Annotated in this window: 12 protein-coding genes; 6 read left to right on the plus strand and 6 right to left on the minus strand. The window is 57.5% G+C overall.

Annotated elements, in window-relative coordinates:
* The first annotated feature begins 24 nt into the window (after positions 1 to 24).
* From EQG79_RS23410 to EQG79_RS23425, 4 genes are read left to right on the plus strand one after another with little or no spacing between them, the layout of a single operon-like run.
* Positions 25 to 780 carry a hypothetical protein gene (locus EQG79_RS23410; RefSeq protein ID WP_240699434.1) on the plus strand — a complete coding sequence of 252 codons (756 nt, stop codon included), beginning with the start codon at positions 25 to 27 and terminating at the stop codon, positions 778 to 780.
* The gene (locus tag EQG79_RS23415) at positions 777 to 2,045 is read left to right on the plus strand and encodes a glycerophosphodiester phosphodiesterase (protein ID WP_129604673.1); all 1,269 of its coding nucleotides are present in this window, start codon (positions 777 to 779) and stop codon (positions 2,043 to 2,045) included. The genes EQG79_RS23410 and EQG79_RS23415 overlap by 4 nt, the downstream gene beginning before the upstream one ends.
* Positions 2,032 to 2,697 (plus strand): hypothetical protein, encoded by a 666-nt coding sequence (locus tag EQG79_RS23420; protein ID WP_077922207.1) that lies wholly within the window; start codon positions 2,032 to 2,034, stop codon positions 2,695 to 2,697. The genes EQG79_RS23415 and EQG79_RS23420 overlap by 14 nt, the downstream gene beginning before the upstream one ends.
* 45 nt (positions 2,698 to 2,742) lie before the next feature.
* Positions 2,743 to 3,579, plus strand: coding sequence for a metallophosphoesterase family protein (locus tag EQG79_RS23425; RefSeq protein WP_129604675.1), 837 nt, complete (start codon positions 2,743 to 2,745; stop codon positions 3,577 to 3,579).
* Positions 3,580 to 3,603: 24 nt separating this feature from the next.
* On the opposite strand, the gene EQG79_RS23430 is transcribed toward EQG79_RS23425, so the two are convergent.
* From EQG79_RS23430 to EQG79_RS23440, 3 genes are all read right to left on the minus strand, one after another.
* Positions 3,604 to 6,090, minus strand: coding sequence for a TonB-dependent receptor (locus EQG79_RS23430; RefSeq protein WP_129604678.1), 2,487 nt, complete (start codon positions 6,088 to 6,090; stop codon positions 3,604 to 3,606).
* A 372-nt stretch (positions 6,091 to 6,462) separates the two neighbouring features.
* Entirely contained in the window at positions 6,463 to 7,227 is a 765-nt protein-coding gene (locus tag EQG79_RS23435; protein ID WP_129604680.1) for a hypothetical protein, read from the minus strand.
* A gap of 85 nt (positions 7,228 to 7,312) precedes the next feature.
* Positions 7,313 to 8,266, minus strand: coding sequence for a hypothetical protein (locus EQG79_RS23440; protein ID WP_129604684.1), 954 nt, complete (start codon positions 8,264 to 8,266; stop codon positions 7,313 to 7,315).
* A gap of 91 nt (positions 8,267 to 8,357) precedes the next feature.
* On the opposite strand from EQG79_RS23440, the gene EQG79_RS23445 reads away from it, so the two are divergent.
* Positions 8,358 to 9,977 carry an amidohydrolase family protein gene (locus EQG79_RS23445; RefSeq protein WP_077922202.1) on the plus strand — a complete coding sequence of 540 codons (1,620 nt, stop codon included), beginning with the start codon at positions 8,358 to 8,360 and terminating at the stop codon, positions 9,975 to 9,977.
* 173 nt (positions 9,978 to 10,150) lie between these two features.
* Here the strand turns inward: EQG79_RS23445 and EQG79_RS23450 are convergent, their stop codons facing one another.
* The 3 genes from EQG79_RS23450 to EQG79_RS23460 all read right to left on the minus strand — a co-directional run bounded on the left by EQG79_RS23450 (position 10,151) and on the right by EQG79_RS23460 (position 13,613).
* On the minus strand, positions 10,151 to 10,666 hold the full coding sequence (locus EQG79_RS23450) for a hypothetical protein (protein WP_129604687.1): 516 nt from the start codon (positions 10,664 to 10,666) through the stop codon (positions 10,151 to 10,153).
* A gap of 246 nt (positions 10,667 to 10,912) precedes the next feature.
* Positions 10,913 to 12,508 (minus strand): M28 family peptidase, encoded by a 1,596-nt coding sequence (locus EQG79_RS23455; protein WP_129604689.1) that lies wholly within the window; start codon positions 12,506 to 12,508, stop codon positions 10,913 to 10,915.
* Between the two features lie 85 nt (positions 12,509 to 12,593).
* Positions 12,594 to 13,613, minus strand: coding sequence for a lysylphosphatidylglycerol synthase transmembrane domain-containing protein (locus EQG79_RS23460; RefSeq protein WP_129604692.1), 1,020 nt, complete (start codon positions 13,611 to 13,613; stop codon positions 12,594 to 12,596).
* A 130-nt stretch (positions 13,614 to 13,743) separates the two neighbouring features.
* On the opposite strand from EQG79_RS23460, the gene EQG79_RS23465 reads away from it, so the two are divergent.
* Entirely contained in the window at positions 13,744 to 15,834 is a 2,091-nt protein-coding gene (locus tag EQG79_RS23465) for a DUF7657 domain-containing protein (protein ID WP_129604696.1), read from the plus strand.
* Positions 15,835 to 15,836: the final 2 nt, after the last annotated feature.

Consider the following 15,836-nt stretch of genomic DNA (forward strand, 5'->3'; position numbering starts at 1 on the left):
CAACCTCCATTCAGCGTTTTCGATATGACTCTACACCTACGATCCGGCGGGTCGGCTCTGTTACTGGGCTGGCTGGTGTTCTGCGGCTCGGTGGCCCTGGCCCAACGGGCTGCCCGGCCGTATGAGCCACCCGCCGATTACCAGCCGGGTATCTACTTCCCGCAGGCACCCCGCCCCGGTGAGTGGCGCAAATCGATCGGGCTGATCTTTACCTCTACACCCCCCGAAATCACCGAAGAAATCCGGCTGCTGGTACCCGCCATCGACGTCAACCTGCAACACGGGCTGTCGAAGAACTGGTACCTGAGCACCCGGCTACAAACGCAGCTCGTGCAAAGCAACCTGGCCCTGGGCGTACGCTATGCCACGCCCGTTACGGATAAACTTTACGCGGGGCTGGGTATCGACGGCGTGGGCTGGTTCGGGGCGCTGGCTATTAAAGATGTATTCAACAGCCAGGCGGGTGGACTGGAGGCCATTCCGCATGCAACGCTAGGCTATCGGCTCACGCGCGATCTGCAGCTGACCTTTCGTACCGAAGCCATTATGGATCTCTATTACCGGTCAACGGTAGGGCCGCTGGCGGTAGAGTATGACCAGCGACGGCTCAACGGCGTGGCGTTTACGTTTGCCCTGGAGCAGCCTTTCTATAAACAGCAGCACGTAACGCTGGGGCTGCGGGCGGCCTATTCTAATTTCAACTGGCAGTTCTGGTCGCTCTACGACACGTTCGAACGCGACTTTTTTTATCCACAACTCTTCTTCGGATTTATTTTATGAAGCCGTTTTACTACCTGCTGGTCGGCGGCCTGAGCTGGCTGTTGCTACAGGCCTGCCGCGAGCAATACGAAGCGCCGATTCCCTACGAGTTTTCCGGACAGACCGGCTCGGGGCGGTTTACGGCGCCGGTGCGGCAAACGATGGAGGGGGTTTATACGGTGACAGACGGGGTGGGTGAGTTTGGGGCGCAGGTAGCGCTCAAATGGACCTACGTACTGAACGGAGCCGACACTACCCACTATTTATCCATTTTTTCGGGCAACGAAGCCGGTTTTTTCAACCTCGAGAATGATCGGAGCGTCGATAGTCTGGTCGTAAGGGGCTACTGGCGCAAGCTGGTCAACACCGATACGGGCCTGGCCCGGCTGGCCCTGCGCACGCGCCGGAACGGGCAGCTGCAGCGGTTTACGGGCACACTGGCGGTAGGCGATACGCTGGTGCTGGAGGGCTTATACGGAACGGGTACAGCCAGTCCGGACCAGCCCCTGACCCTGACCTACAACCGGCCGCTGAATCCACGTCCGTTCGCTATTCTGGCGCATCGCAGCGGTGGCCGCACATCGGATCTGCTGTCGGTATCGGAAAACTCCCTCAATATGATCCGGCTGGCGTCGAGGCTGGGGGCCACCGGCATCGAAATCGACATCAAGTTTACCAAAGATGGCGTACCGATCCTGTACCACGATAACCTGCTGAACCTGCGGCTGATCCAGAAAAACGGGCTCGAAGGGCCGGTAGAAGAATACACCTACCAGCAGCTGAACACGCTCGTGCGGCTGGTCAACGGCGAAAAAATACCGACGCTGGAAGAAGCGCTGGAGACGGTGCTGACCAGTACAACCCTGAATTTTGTCTGGCTCGACACCAAGTATGACGGGCCTATGGATAAAGTACAGGCCATTCAGCAGCGGTTTCGGCAGCGGGCCATTGCGAGTCGGCGCGACCTGCGGATCGTGATTGGTTTGCCCACGACCCAGGCGGCTGATGCGTACCGGGCGCTGGCCAACAAAGAAAACACGCCGGTGCTGAGCGAACTGGATACGGCCATTACCCGCAGTCTGGACGCGCGTATCTGGGCCCCTCGCTGGACACTGGGGCCGCAGCTCGAACAGGTTCGGGCCATGCAGGCCGAGGGCCGAACCGTCTTTGTCTGGACGCTCGATGAGCCCAAGTTTATCGAACAGTTTATTCAGGAGAGCAACTTCGATGGTATTTTGTCCAACTATTCGCCCCTGGTAGCCTATTATCATTATGTGGACCAATAAGCAGATGCGGCTACGGCTATTCCTCCTGCTCCTGACGGCTGCAGGAGCCTCCCGGACAACGCACGCCCAAGCCACCAGTACGACGACCGATTCGGTAACGAACCGGCGCGATCCCTACGCGCTGGTGCTGACGGTGGGCGGAGGGCTATCCTACTACCCGGCGTTTATCGGAGTGCCGCCCGATGTTGACCAGGTAGCCATTAACCGGTCGGGTATACCGGCCACGGTCCGGCTCATGTGGCACCCCGATCACCGGCTTCGGATCGGGCTGGAGAGCGGCCTGGTTCCGTTGTACAATTACCGCGTTACGGCTGCGGGGGAGCAGGCGCGGGTGGCGGTATCGACCATTCCGGTGCTGGTTGTGTTTTCTATGCCGCTGGCGTGGCTGAGCGGCACCGAGCGCAGTCTGGCCCGGCGGCTGTCGGTGTCGGGCGGTACGGGTACGTATATCATCCGCTCGGATCTGTCGTATCGGGGCGATGTCAACGCGAGCCGGCTGAGTATCGGCTGGATGGCGGCCGGGGCCTATACCCAGCCCATCGGGCGTCGGTTCCGGATTGCTACCGAGCTGAAATGGTACAGCATTACCGCAACCAGCGATGCCGTCTTTACGTTACAGCTACAGGCGGTCTGGCGGGCGTTTACGTGGTAGCCAGCCCGTTGTTCTAAAGGCGGGCTGTTGCCCGGCGTGTACGTTATGAATGATATTCTTTTTCTGAGTGATACCCAGGCCCCCATGTGGGTCGAGCGGCTGGTGCTGCGAACGCATCAGAATACCAAAGCTACCCAAACCATTTTTACCGAGATTATTCGTCGGAAACCGCCGGTGCTGTACTGGCTGGGCGACATCGTATCCCTGGGCTACCGCAACGACAAGTGGCGCATCATTGATACCTTTCTGGCCAAATGCACCGAGGTAGGCACGGCGGTCTATGCCATCATGGGGAATCACGACGTGATGGGACGCCCCCGCAAAGGAGCCCGTAACTTCCAGCAGCGCTTTCCTGATCACAGTCCTACCGGCTATGTCCAGAAAACGGGCGATGTGGCCGTTGTGATGCTCAATTCCAACTTCAGCACCCTCTCGGTGGCCAATCTGGTAAAGCAGCAGACCTGGTACGAGCAGACGCTCGAAGACCTCGACGCCGACCCATCCGTAGCGGTTGTGATCGTAACCTGCCACCATGCGCCCTACTCCAACAGCAAACTGGTGGGGTCGTCCAAACTGGTGCAGCAGCGGTTTGTGCCGCCCTATACCCGCTCTCAGAAAGCCCGGCTGTTCATTACCGGGCATTCGCACGCGTTCGAGCGCTACGAGTTCGAGGAAAAAACCTTTCTGGTGATCGGGGGAGGGGGTGGCCTGCGCCAGCCGCTCAATATGTCGCCGAGTCGACTGCCCGATCTGGCCGGTACGTACAAACCGCTCTTTCACTACCTGGCCGTCCGGCGCGAGGGCGATGGCCTGGCACTCAGGTCGTACTGTCTGAAAAACGATTTTTCGGGCTTCGACGAGGGCTACCAGTTCAGCGTATAACCCCCGTCGAAGCCCGCGTTTGTCTTACAGCCGAAGGCCGACCGATACATAACCTGTTCGCCCGTCGGCCGGCAGGATACCGGGGCCTGGATAACCACCAGCCCGCCGGGTGAAGTAGCGCGCATCGGTCAGGTTATTGACGCCCGTGCGCAGGGTATACCGTTTTTTCAGGATGAGCGATGCCGACAGATCCATCACCTGGTAGGCCGGAATCACCCCTGTCTGTGCGTTGGCACTGGCCGTTTCGGTGTTGTTGGCGTCGCTGTAGGCCCTGCCCACGCGGTTGAGCAGCGCGGTTACGGTCAGGGTTCGGTAGGTATAGTTGGCCCCAAACCGGCCCGTAAAGGCAGGCGCGTTCTCGACTTTCCGATCGTTCAGGTTTGTTTCGGTTACCTGCCCGTTCGAAACCGTACTGCTGCGAAGCGAACGGTAGCGGGCATCGGTATAACCAACGGAGGCAAACAAACTCAGATAGCCCACTTTCGAGCGACCCGCGAAGGCGACCACCGGATCGAACTCTACATAAGCCTCAACGCCCTGGCTCACGCTGCGGCCCAGGTTGGTCCGGAACTGGTAGGGCCGGCCAGCCGCGTTCAGCAGGGTAAGCGTACCGATGCGGTCGTTGTAGTTGAGGTAGAAATAGCCAATATCGAAGTTCAGGTATTTCCGGACCGAGCCGCGTATACCGGCATCTACCGAGTAGCCACGGGCATCGCGCAGGTTTTCGTCGACTACGAAGTCGGTAACGGCGGCTGGCGTCAGGTCCGAAAACAAGACCGGCCGGTAAGCCTGGGAGGCATTGCCATAGAGGCTGAGCGAACCCGCCAGTTTATAGTCCGTACCGATACCGGCCAGCACGAACTGCCGGCTGCTCTGCTGGGCAACCCGGTTTTCGGTGCCGTTGGCGTTGAGGCTGAACCGACCCGAAATGTCGTTTTGCAGCGATTCCAGGCGCAGGCCTGGGGTTACGGTCCAGCGGTCGGTGATCCGGAAGAGGTTCTCGGCAAACGCGGCTACGTTGGTTACCGACAGGCTCAGATCGCGGGGAAAGCGATCGGTCTGGAGGTTGAGGTTGAAATCGTTACCGGCGTCGCCCCGGCCCTGCTGCTGCCGCTGGGTGTGCCCGTCGAAATACTTGACGCCGGTCGAGAGGGTGTGCTGTCGACCCAGGAGCCGGTAACCGGTCAGGAGCCGGAGTTCGCTGCCCCAGTTTGTATAGGTGTCGCGGTCGATCTGGCGGTTGGCGTACTGGCCGGTTATACCGATCAGGTCGGGCGTTGTTATGGCGGAGGTGAAGCCAATGCTGTTCCGGCCGGCTATGAGGCCGTGTACGGTAGCCGTCAGGCGGGTCTGGTCGCTGAAGGCGTATTCGGCCTTGAGGGTCGGTACGGTCCAGGGGGTGCTGAACCAGTTGCGGCTGCGGCTGCTCTGGCGGGCGTTCTGCTGAAACTGGCTGTCGGTGAGACCCCCCGGCTGCTGGCTCTCGTTATACATCCGGGTCAGTTCGGCAGTCAGGCGCAGGCGGTTGGTAACGGCATACGACAGCGACGCATAGCCATTGAAGATGGAATAGCGGCTGTTTTCGCGCCAGCCATCGGCCTGCCGGTAGTGCACGTAGGCGTTGTACTGAAACCGCCCGGCGGTACCGCTGATGCGGTTGTAGGTCGAGAAAAGGCCGTAGCTGCCAACGGTTTGCTGCGTTTCCAGACTGAACGGTTTGTCCTGTGCGGCTGGTTTGAGTACGTAGTTCAGGAGGCCACCAAACTGCGGACCATACTGCAGCGACGCGCCACCCCGTACCAGTTCGATGCGGTCAACGGCTTCCATGGGCGGGTTATAATACGCTTCGGGGTAGCCAAACGGGTCGGAGCTGATGTCTACACCGTTCTGCCGGACGTTGAACTCCCAGGACCGGTTCGGGCTCAGACCGCGTACGGCCACGCCGACCTGTACGCCCGACCCGTCGTTTTCCCAGACCGTTACGCCCGGTGTTTTGCTGAAAATCTGGCGGGTATTGTTGGTAACCAGGTTCGCGTCGAGGGCGCTCAGGTTGACGACTTCGGTTTTTTTGCCGGCAAAAATGGCGGTAGCGCTTACGTCGGGCAGGGTTTCGCGTTCGCGGAGGCCGCGGGCCGCTACGATCTTTATCTCGGCCAGCTGCTGAAGGCTCTCGCTGATGGCAAACTGCGCCGTAGTGGTCTCGCGCCGACGTACATTGAGGGTCTGTTCACGGGTTTCAATACCGACTCCCGACACCAGAACGGTATAAGTACCCTCGGGCAGGTTCTGAAACGAGAAGCGGCCCTGCGCGTTTGTCAGAACCCCCCGAACGGTACCTTTGAGCCGAACCGACAGGCCTTCGGCGGGCAAGCCCTCGCGGTCCAGTACGGTGCCGGTCAGGGCGCCACCCGGCTGCGAGTCGGTCCGGGGCGCGGGCGGTATCGACGGGACGCTGGCAAAGGAAGACGTGCAAAAAAGGAGAACGCTAAGTATATATACGATGAAATGCATTGCTTGTTTAGATTGATTCGAAACAATGCAAAGGTAATAGTGCTCAGGTTTAAGTCCGTATTAATTAGAATAAATAAAAATAGATGTTTTTAATAAGGTACTTTTAATCAGGCAATTAACAGTAAAGAATTACTTAAACTAATTTGTTAGCTACGAAACCAACTGCCCTGTTTGTCATCCCGACGAAGGAGGGATCTCGATTTTTCATGTACCGTGGATACGCTGAACTCAGGATTCCTCCTTCGTCGGGATGACAAAATGTGGCTGCCAGTGATTGTATCTGCCTGAACAACAGTCGGTTATTGTGGCGCAAAAAAAGGTCGGAATCCGTGATCCCGACCCTTCGTACAGGTAGTAGGCGTATGCTGGTGATTAGTCTTCGGATACGTTACCGGCACCCAGTTCGGCGAAGAGGGTTTGCCAGTACTGCGTTACGGCCGGGTTGTTCTCGCGCACCGATGCGTTGGGCTCGAAAGGGAGCATCATCGTAATGGTGGGCGAGCCGATGGTGTAACGCTTTAGCTTCTCCGCGTCGGCTTTGGCCCACTCCTCGGCCTGGGCGTTGTCGCGCGGGGGGACTTTCTGGAAGTCGCGCCGGTCGGATCCTTTTACGCTCTCGATCATATCGCTCAGGTAGTACACCTTCACCGAGAGACCGGTTTCGTTGGCTTTCTGGATAACGGGCAGGCTGGCCCAGATGTCGGTTTCCTGGTTCGATGCCCCCGAGTTCTGCGCCATCAGCTGCTGCAGCACCTGTTGTTTGATCCGGGTTCGTTCGCGGCCCAGCAGCAGCCCGAACTCGGTTTCGGCGGCTTCGCGGTCGGTGGGGCTGGCCGAGCTGACATCTTCGCGCTCGGTCTGGGCGGTAACGTTCAGGGCGCGGGCTTTGCTGGTATTTTCGTGAATGAAATACACGTCGAGCTGATCGCCCTTCTGCTGGATATTCTGATCCACGATGTCGTTGATGGCCTGCTGGTACTTCTGGGCCACAAACGTTTTGTTCACGTTTACGCTTCGGGTCTTATCGATAAAAATAAGCGTATAGGTTGGCGTTCCGGTCTGGGTGGCCGTGTCGGTAGACGACGAGCAGGCGCAGACGATCAGCAGAACAACCAGTAAGACAAGATTCGATTTCATGGCGAATGGGGTGGCTTGTGCCCGTTACTCAGCAAGTACGCGTTCGGCAGTGCCTGATGACATCAACGCGTACCGTACTGAAAAATTATTTCATCAACTCGGCCCGCAACGTACTGTCGGCGGGGGCGTTATGTTTCCAATAATCGTTTTGAATGGTTTTTGTTAGAACGGCGCGTGAGGTGAGCAGCGCATCTTTGCTCCGGTAGGTCTCTTCCCAGCCAACGATTTTGTGGGGAAACGTGCTCTCGAAAACGATCATCAGGGTGCGGTCGTCGGTGGGATACTGGATGGTATAGGCCCTGAGCAGTTTGCCCGGATACAGCACTCCTTCGTAGGCATCGACTTTGGTTTTGGCCAGCAGTGGTTCCAGGGTCGTATGGCGCAGCCGGGCGGTCATCGTACCCGGTACCAGGCGCACCTCACCCGTCGGCAGCTTATCCGGATTCAGCCGAATACGGTTCCAGAGTTCATCTTCGAACCACACTTTGTCGATGGTATAGGCTTCGTCGACTTCTTTCTCGAAGTACGACTTCCCGCTGATCTCGTAGCCGTTGTTGCGGTAGTTGGCCTGGAGGTAGCTGTGGCCACACCATTCCTGCGCCGAGGTGCTCACCTTCAGCGTGTTGGGGAACGATGGGTTGTTGATGGGGGTGAAGACAGACGTAAACAGCGAGTAGTCATAGATGCCCGTCACAAACTTCTTGCTGATGTTTGTTTTCAGCACCGGAATGGCTTTGTCGCGGCTCTCGTCGGTTTCGGCTTTAACCTGTTTGTCGGTCCGAAAATCCTCGGTCACGAAAATCAGGACCGCTTCGCCGGGGTTCAGTACGCCGTATTGGGCCTGCTGGAGCCGGTAGTGGTTCAGCTCGGCCTTGCCGGCAAACCAGTAGCCCGCAAAAGCCGGGTTCGGCGGGGCGGCAGCGGGGGGCGCGCTGGCCGGGGTGCTCTGCTGAAAAACCGTTGCTTTCATGGCAAAGGCAAATACGACCGCCAGGGCCAGGACTACGAGCAGAAAGTTTTTGGTGATCGTCTGTTTCATGGGGGGAATGGGACCGTCGGGTCCGGCAAGCGCGCAAAATTCATCTAGTTTCTCTTATCTTACAACTGTTTACCCAACCGATATTCCCTCCATGCATTCACGTTTTACGGCTCTTTCCATCCTGCTGGCGGTCTGGTGTCAGGTCGCCATGGCCCAGATTCCGAAAGCCCCGGCCCGCGCCGAGGGCGATGGTCCCTACAATCGGCTCATCATCCGGGGCGTCACGCTCATCAACAGCACCGGAGCCCCGCCCGTTGGACCGGTCGATATTGTGGTCGAAAAAAACCGGATTGCCCAGATCCGGCAGGTGGGCTACCCCGGCGTGCCGATCGATCCTAAGTCGCGCCCCCAGGCCAGCGCAGGCGATAAGGAACTGAACTGCGACGGCATGTTTCTGATGCCGGGCTTCATCGACATGCACGGCCATATTGGCGGGCAGGCGCAGGGGGCCAGTGCCGAATATGTGTTTAAGCTCTGGCTCGGCCACGGCATCACCACCATCCGCGACCCGAGCTGCGGGAACGGCCTCGACTGGGTACTTGACCAGCGTGCCAAAAGCAGCCGCAACGAGATCACCGCCCCCCGTATTCTGGCCTATACCGTATTTGGACAGGGCAGCAAAGACCCCATCAGTACGCCCGAGCAGGCCCGCGCCTGGGTGCGGCAGAACGCCCAGCGCGGAGCTGACGGTATCAAGTTTTTCGGGGCCGAACCGGCCGTTTTCAAAGCCGCCCTCGACGAGAACAAAAAGCTGGGGCTGCGGTCGGCCTGTCACCACGCCCAGCTCGAAGTGGCGCGGATGAACGTGCTGGCTACCGCCAAAGCCGGGCTGACCAGCATGGAGCACTGGTACGGCCTGCCCGAAGCCCTCTTTGCCGACCGCACCGTTCAGAACTACCCGGCCACCTACAACTATAACAACGAGCAGAACCGGTTCGAGGAAGCGGGTAACCTCTGGCAGCAGGCCGCCAAACCCGGCACCGAGCGCTGGAACAAGGTCATGGACGAGCTGATTGCCCTCGATTTCACCCTCGATCCTACCTTCAATATCTACGAAGCCAACCGGGAGCTGATGCTGGCCCGGCGCGCCGAGTGGCACGAAGAATACACCCTGCCCAGCCTGTGGCGGTTCTACGGCCCCAGCCGCATCTCGCACGGGTCGTACTGGCACAACTGGGGTACCGAGCAGGAAGTGGCCTGGAAAAAGAATTACCAGCTCTGGATGGAGTTTATCAACGAGTACAAGAACCGGGGCGGGCGCGTGACGACGGGGTCTGACTCGGGCTTCATTTACCAGCTCTACGGGTTCGCCTACATCCGGGAGCTGGAGCTGTTGCGCGAGGCTGGTTTCCATCCGCTCGAAGTAGTTCGGGCCGCTACGATCAAAGGGGCCGAAGCCCTGGGTATGGCCGATCAGATCGGTTCCGTCGAGGTTGGCAAACTGGCCGATTTCGTCATCGTAAAAGAAAACCCGCTGGCCAACCTGAAAACGCTCTATGGCACCGGCGCCATTCACCTCAACGACAAAAACGAAGTTGAGCGGGTCGGGGGCGTAACCTATACCGTAAAAGACGGGGTGGTCTACGACGCCAAAAAACTCCTGGCCGACGTGCGCAAACTCGTTGCCGACGCCAAGGAGAAAGAAGGCTTCGAAATCACCCAGCCCGGCCAGCCCGCCAAAGCCAGTAAAGTAGGTGGGGGTAAAAACTAGCCAGCACTTGTATTCAGCCACATGAGCAGGGCCAGCCGGACAATCCGGCTGGCCCTGCTCATTGCTATCGTGCTCTGTAAATGAGCAATCCAGCGTGAGTTAAGGATGATAAAAATAAGTAGCTGACAGCTAGTTGTTTACTTGCGAATCTACTCGTAATTCGCGTTAGCCCGTTAAAGGCTAAACGCGATCAGGCTGCCCGGGTTTGAGCTAACCACCTGAAGCTCGTTGGAAACCAGCCGGCTCGGGTAGACAGCGTCACTCCCTCGGTCAAGGCGGATCTGAAATATATAGCCATCCTTCACCGCCACGGCGTTTGTAATCCTGAAGCTGCCGGCTCGGCGACCCAAGTCCTGATCTACGGAATACAGATTTAGCCAGGGAGCTGACAGGACTGAGGCTTTGGCTACAAAATAAAAAACATAAATATCCGGGATACTGGTACCTCGACCAGATGGGATTGGGATAAAAGCCTGAGCTATTCCTTTGCGGGTATAGTGCTGCTCCATCAGAACCGTTGCTTTGCTGCCTTTTATAAAATCGCGCAAAACGGTCTGGCAACTCCGCAGCGTCTCGGTCGTGTCGACGCTGGCGAAGTCAATGGCGGACTGCCCATAAGCCCTTGGGGCGAGTAGGGGGCTAAGCAGGAAAAGGCAGGCCCAAAGCGAGTGGTTCAGTAGTTGTTTCATGTTGTGAATAGAATAAATGGTGTAAGCCTGTACCGAGCCGATATACCCGTTCGTCAGTATAGCCAGTAACTCACCTGAACGAAGAATGTTTCTGATAAAGATACGTGTTCACGGCTGATAAACAACGGGTTCGGTCAATTGGGTCTGCACCAGCTTTGGATACCCGATGCCCTTTAATAGACTCGCTTTTGTCATTCCCAGGAATGACAAAAGCGAGGGTTTATAACCAGATCAACTACCTGAAACTTACTGTTTGTTGCTGTCGACGGCCAGGCGCTGGTCGCGGTTGGCGATGTCCCAGGCGGTATAGAAAACGAGCCGGGCCGACTTTTCGGCGAGTTTGAAGTCGATCTTCTCAACGTCGTCCGTGGGGCGGTGGTAGTCGGCGTGGAGGCCGTTGAAATAGAAGATGATGGGTATTTTGTGCTTGGCGAAGTTGTAGTGGTCCGAGCGGTAGTAGATGCGCTGCGAGTCTTTCGGATCGTTGTATTTATAATCCAGCTCCATACCGATGTACTTCTTGTTCGTCTCCTCGCTGATTTTATGCAGGTCTGACGAGAGCTTGTCGGAACCGATTACGTAGATATAGTTGTCCGACTTGCCCTGGTGCAGATCATCGACGCGGCCTACCATATCGATGTTCAGATCGCTGACCGTTTTTTCCAGCGGAATAACGGGGCTCATGTCGGCATAGTATTCGGAGCCGAGCAGCCCTTTCTCCTCACCCGATACGGTCAGGAACAGGATCGACCGGCGGGGGCCTTTACCGGCGGCTTTGGCTTTGGCAAACGCCTGCGCAATCTCCAGCACCGATACCGTTCCTGAGCCGTCGTCGTTGGCGCCGTTGTTGATCTGCCCGTCGGCGCTGATACCGATGTGGTCGTAGTGCGACGAGATGATCAGCACTTCGTCTTTTTTGTCGGTGCCTTCAATAAAGCCCAGTACGTTCGAGGCCTGGGTTTTTTCATCGACCCGGTCGGCCTTGACGGCTACCGTACCCGCCAGCGACGAGGCTACGGGCTTCTGGGCCTGCGCGATCTGGGTGGCGGTCTGGGTCAGGGTAGCCGCCGAGGTATTGAGCAGCGCAGCCCCCATGTCGGACGAGATCAGGAATACGCCGACCGAGCCTACGTTTTCGGCGCCGGGTTTGAGGCTGAGCCGGTTGAAGCGGTTCTGCATGACGCTGCGCTGGGCCAGCAGCTGTTTGAACGCGTCGGCCGATTCAGCCGCGATGATGAACAGCTGAGCCGCTCCTTTTTCTTTGGCCAGCAGACTCTTGGCCCGCCAGCCGTTGGGGCCACCCCATTTGGAGGCATCGGTGGTGCCGCTGATCAGGCGTTTGCCGTCGCTGGCTTTAGGTTCGTCGTCGAAAATGACAACGGCTTTGCCTTTTACGTCCTTCCCCGCGTAGTCGTCGTAGTTGGTGTCGCTGATGCCGTAGCCGGCCAGCACGGTTTCGTAGCTGGTTTCGGTCGGGAGGTACAGCAGGCCGTTGGGCATGAAGTCTTTCAGGGACTCGAACCGTTTGCCACCGGCGCTGACGTACAGGTCGCCCCATGATTTTTTGTAGAGCGTATACGGCTGCTGGTAGTCGAGTTTACCGCTTTCGGTTTTGACGAGGGGTTTCAGCCCCAGGGCAGCAAACTGACCGGCAATGTACTCGGCGGCTTTGCGCTGACCGCGGGTGCCGGTTTCGCGGCCTTCCATATCGTCGGCCGCCAGAATGCGGAGGTGTTTTTCGAGGTCAGCCGCCGTAATGGTCGTGGCAAACTTTTCCTGCGCCATACTCGCCAGCGGCAGGCTAATCAGGCCCGCTGCCAGCGTTAGTTGTTGAATGGTCATTGAACGGATTGGTTGAAAAATATGGCTTCAATATACGACGGAGCGCCGACAAATAGGGACACCCGCCGGTAAGCCCGCTGTTTTCTTAGCCTTCCAGTCCATTGGTCTGCGGGCGGGTTTGTATGAGTATCGGCACAATCAGGAAGCTGATGCCACTGAGCAGGAGGGAGTACCCGATCTGAACAGCATGAATAAATGTAGCGACGATAACGCCCTCAGGCTCGTTCAGGCCATAGAGCATCAGCACCCGGCTAACCAGAAAATGATAGGTGCCGAGTCCGCCCTGCGTCGGTACGGCCAGTCCGCCGAGCGAGCTAACCGTCAGGATAGTCAGGGCTGCGGTGGGCGGCAGGGCGCTGGTTCGGGCGGAGGCCAGGAAGAGGACGTAGGTAACCGACCCGATCAGGACGTAGCTGAGTACCGTCAGGCCGATGAACAAACCCGGCTGCCGGAGCCGGCGAATGCCCAGGAAACCCTGCCCCACGGAGCGGCCAACGCCCAGCAGCCGGGCCGTCAGCCAATGCTGCCGTATGGCCGGCGTTCGGGCCAGCCAGTAAACCAGGCCCGCTGCAACCAGCCCCGTCAGTACGCCCAACCCCACCCACAGGCCCGTGTCGGTTCGGATGGAAACGCGGGTGAGTGACGGCCCCAGCAGATCGAGCAGATACTGGCCTGCCCGGTTGAACTCGAGTAACAAGGTGAGGCCGATGAGTACACCCAGCATGAGAATATCGATAACGCGCTCGGCAACTACCGACCCGATCCCCTGCGCCAGGGGTATGCCGTCGGTGCGTTGAAGGGTGCCGCACCGGGTCAGCTCACCCGCGCCGGGAATGATCATACTCGCCATGGCCCCCGCCAGCAGGGCTACGGCTGTTCGGAACAACGTTGGCCGGTAGCCCAGCGCCTGGAGTGTCAGTTGCCAGCGGGCCGCCCGGAGCAGGTAAAACCCTACAATCAGCGCGCCCGCCAGGGCCAGCCATCGACTGTCGGCCTGCCGGAACTGAGCCGCCAGATCGGTAAGCGGAATGCCGTCCAGCACGTACCACAGCAGTCCGATGGCCAATCCAATCGGGATGATCTGCCGGACAATAGCCTTCTTCATGCGGGCAAATTAGGTAAATTTGTAAACAGACAACCCGTAGCTGGTAGAACTGGCACGGTATTAGTAGTTTTGATTTTTGCGTAACTACCGTTATCGCTCAACCCGTACAATAATCCTTCCGTAGCCTCTCATGTCGAAAAAAAGGAAAGGGTCGCCCGGTGGACCGGCAACGCCTTCGCCCAGCCGACCTGCCCAGCCACCATCACCCGTACAATCCGCAGGGGTCCGTTCAGAACTTGTTGGGCCAGCCGTTGCTCAGGCCCTGTCTGACACCAGCCGTCCGTTTGAACTGATCCGCTTCGACAAGCGGTTGAAATGGTACCTGGGCCTTTGCGCAGCCCTGTTCGTGTTGATCACGCTGGCTAAAATTCATCCCATTTCACTGGCCATGTGGAATGACCTGATGCCCGACGGGAGCAATCCGAAGCGGGGGCTCATTTCCGGCCAGCCGCGCCGGATCCGGATGGATGATTACGCGGTAGGAACACCCTGGATTTTATCGCAGGCCAACAAAGGGTTTCCTACAGTCAATGAAACGATAGGGGGGGAGCACGCACCCATTCTGGTGACGCCAACCCATCATTTCAGCGAGATTTTCCGGCCCGACCACTGGGGTTTCTTCGTTTTGCCTATTGACCAGGCTTACGCGTGGCTCTATAACTCACGGGCTTTTATGGCTATTGTCGGGGCTACGCTGATGCTGTTGCTGCTGACCCGCAATAATTTCTGGCTCTCCATATTTGGCAGTATATGGCTTTTTTATTCGTCCGGAACAGTATCCTGGTCGTTTATTCCTGCTCCGCTCATTGCCGGCACCAGCTTTATCTTCGTAGCTACGGTTTACCTGCTTTACGGCAAAAATCGAACTCAGGTGCTGGTGGCGTCGGTAGCGCTGGCCTGGCTGCTGATGGTCTACGCCCTGATCCTGTACCCGCCCTATCAGGTACCGCTGGGGTATGTGCTGCTCTTTCTGCTGATCGGTTATTTCATAAACAACTGGGATGTAAAACGGCTTTTCAGCAACTGGCCGGTGAAACTGACCGGTGGACTGCTGTCGCTGGCTGTGCTGGGCCTGGCTTTCTGGGCGTTCTACGTTGACGTGAAGCCAACGCTCAATGCCATTATGAATACCGTTTATCCGGGCAAGCGTAGTGAGTTGGGCGGAACGGGTTTTGTTGCCAACTGGTTCTCGGAGTTTTTCCGCTGGCAGATCGAAGATACGAAATTTCCGTCTAACTGGCTCAATCACTGCGAGTTGTCTCATTATATCACCTTCGCGCCCCTGATTATTCCCTTATCGCTCGTGGCTTTTGCTATGAGCCGGAAGATCGACTGGACCGTGTTGCTCCTGAGTGTGTTTGTCGTAATTGGGTATGTCTGGATCGAAGTCGGATTTCCTGAATGGCTGGCTAAACTTACCCTTCTGAACATGAGTCCTACCCGCCGTACACAAATTCCGTTTGGTATTGGTAATGTGTTACTTACGGTTCTGTATCTGCATTATCTGACGACTATCGATATCAAGCAGAATAAGGTATATACCGGCGCAGGCATAGCTGCGGTGCTGGGCTTCATGATCTACGCGGCTAACCTGAACGTAGCTGATTCGGCTGGTTTTTTCAGGCTAAACCAACTCATCATACCGATTGTGTTTTTCACGGTTCTGGGTTCGCTGCTGCTGTTTACCTGGCAACCGGCTTACCGGAATCTGATGTTTGGCGCCGGTATTCTGGTGTTCCTGCTGCCCAACCTGCGGCTCAACCCCGTCTCGAAAGGCTTGACGCCTATAACGGATCATGTGCTGTACCGCACCGTTCAGGATATTCACAAACAGGACCCGGCCGGGAAATGGGCTGTGTTTGGCGGACAGTTTGTCTCCTACCTGATAACCGCTACCGGGGTCGATTTGCTGAGCGGGGTGAAATACATTCCGCCCCGTACTACGTTGAAGGTACTGGACCCGACCATGAAGCGCGACTCGGCCTATAACCGCTACGCCCATACGATCTATAATTCGTACATCGACGGAAAAGACTCCGTTATCATTCAGAATACGTTTGAAGACGGCTACGTGGTGGCTATGGACCCGTGTTCGCCCCGCTTCAAACAGCTCAACGTGAAATACATCGTGTTCGACAAACAGCCGCAACCAGTTGAAACACGGTGTATGAAACTAGTGACGACGCTGGGGTCCATTCAGATATACCGTATCAACGAATAAGG

Origin of the sequence: Spirosoma sordidisoli (assembly GCF_004138325.1) — a bacterium.
GTDB classification, from domain to species: domain Bacteria; phylum Bacteroidota; class Bacteroidia; order Cytophagales; family Spirosomataceae; genus Spirosoma; species Spirosoma sordidisoli.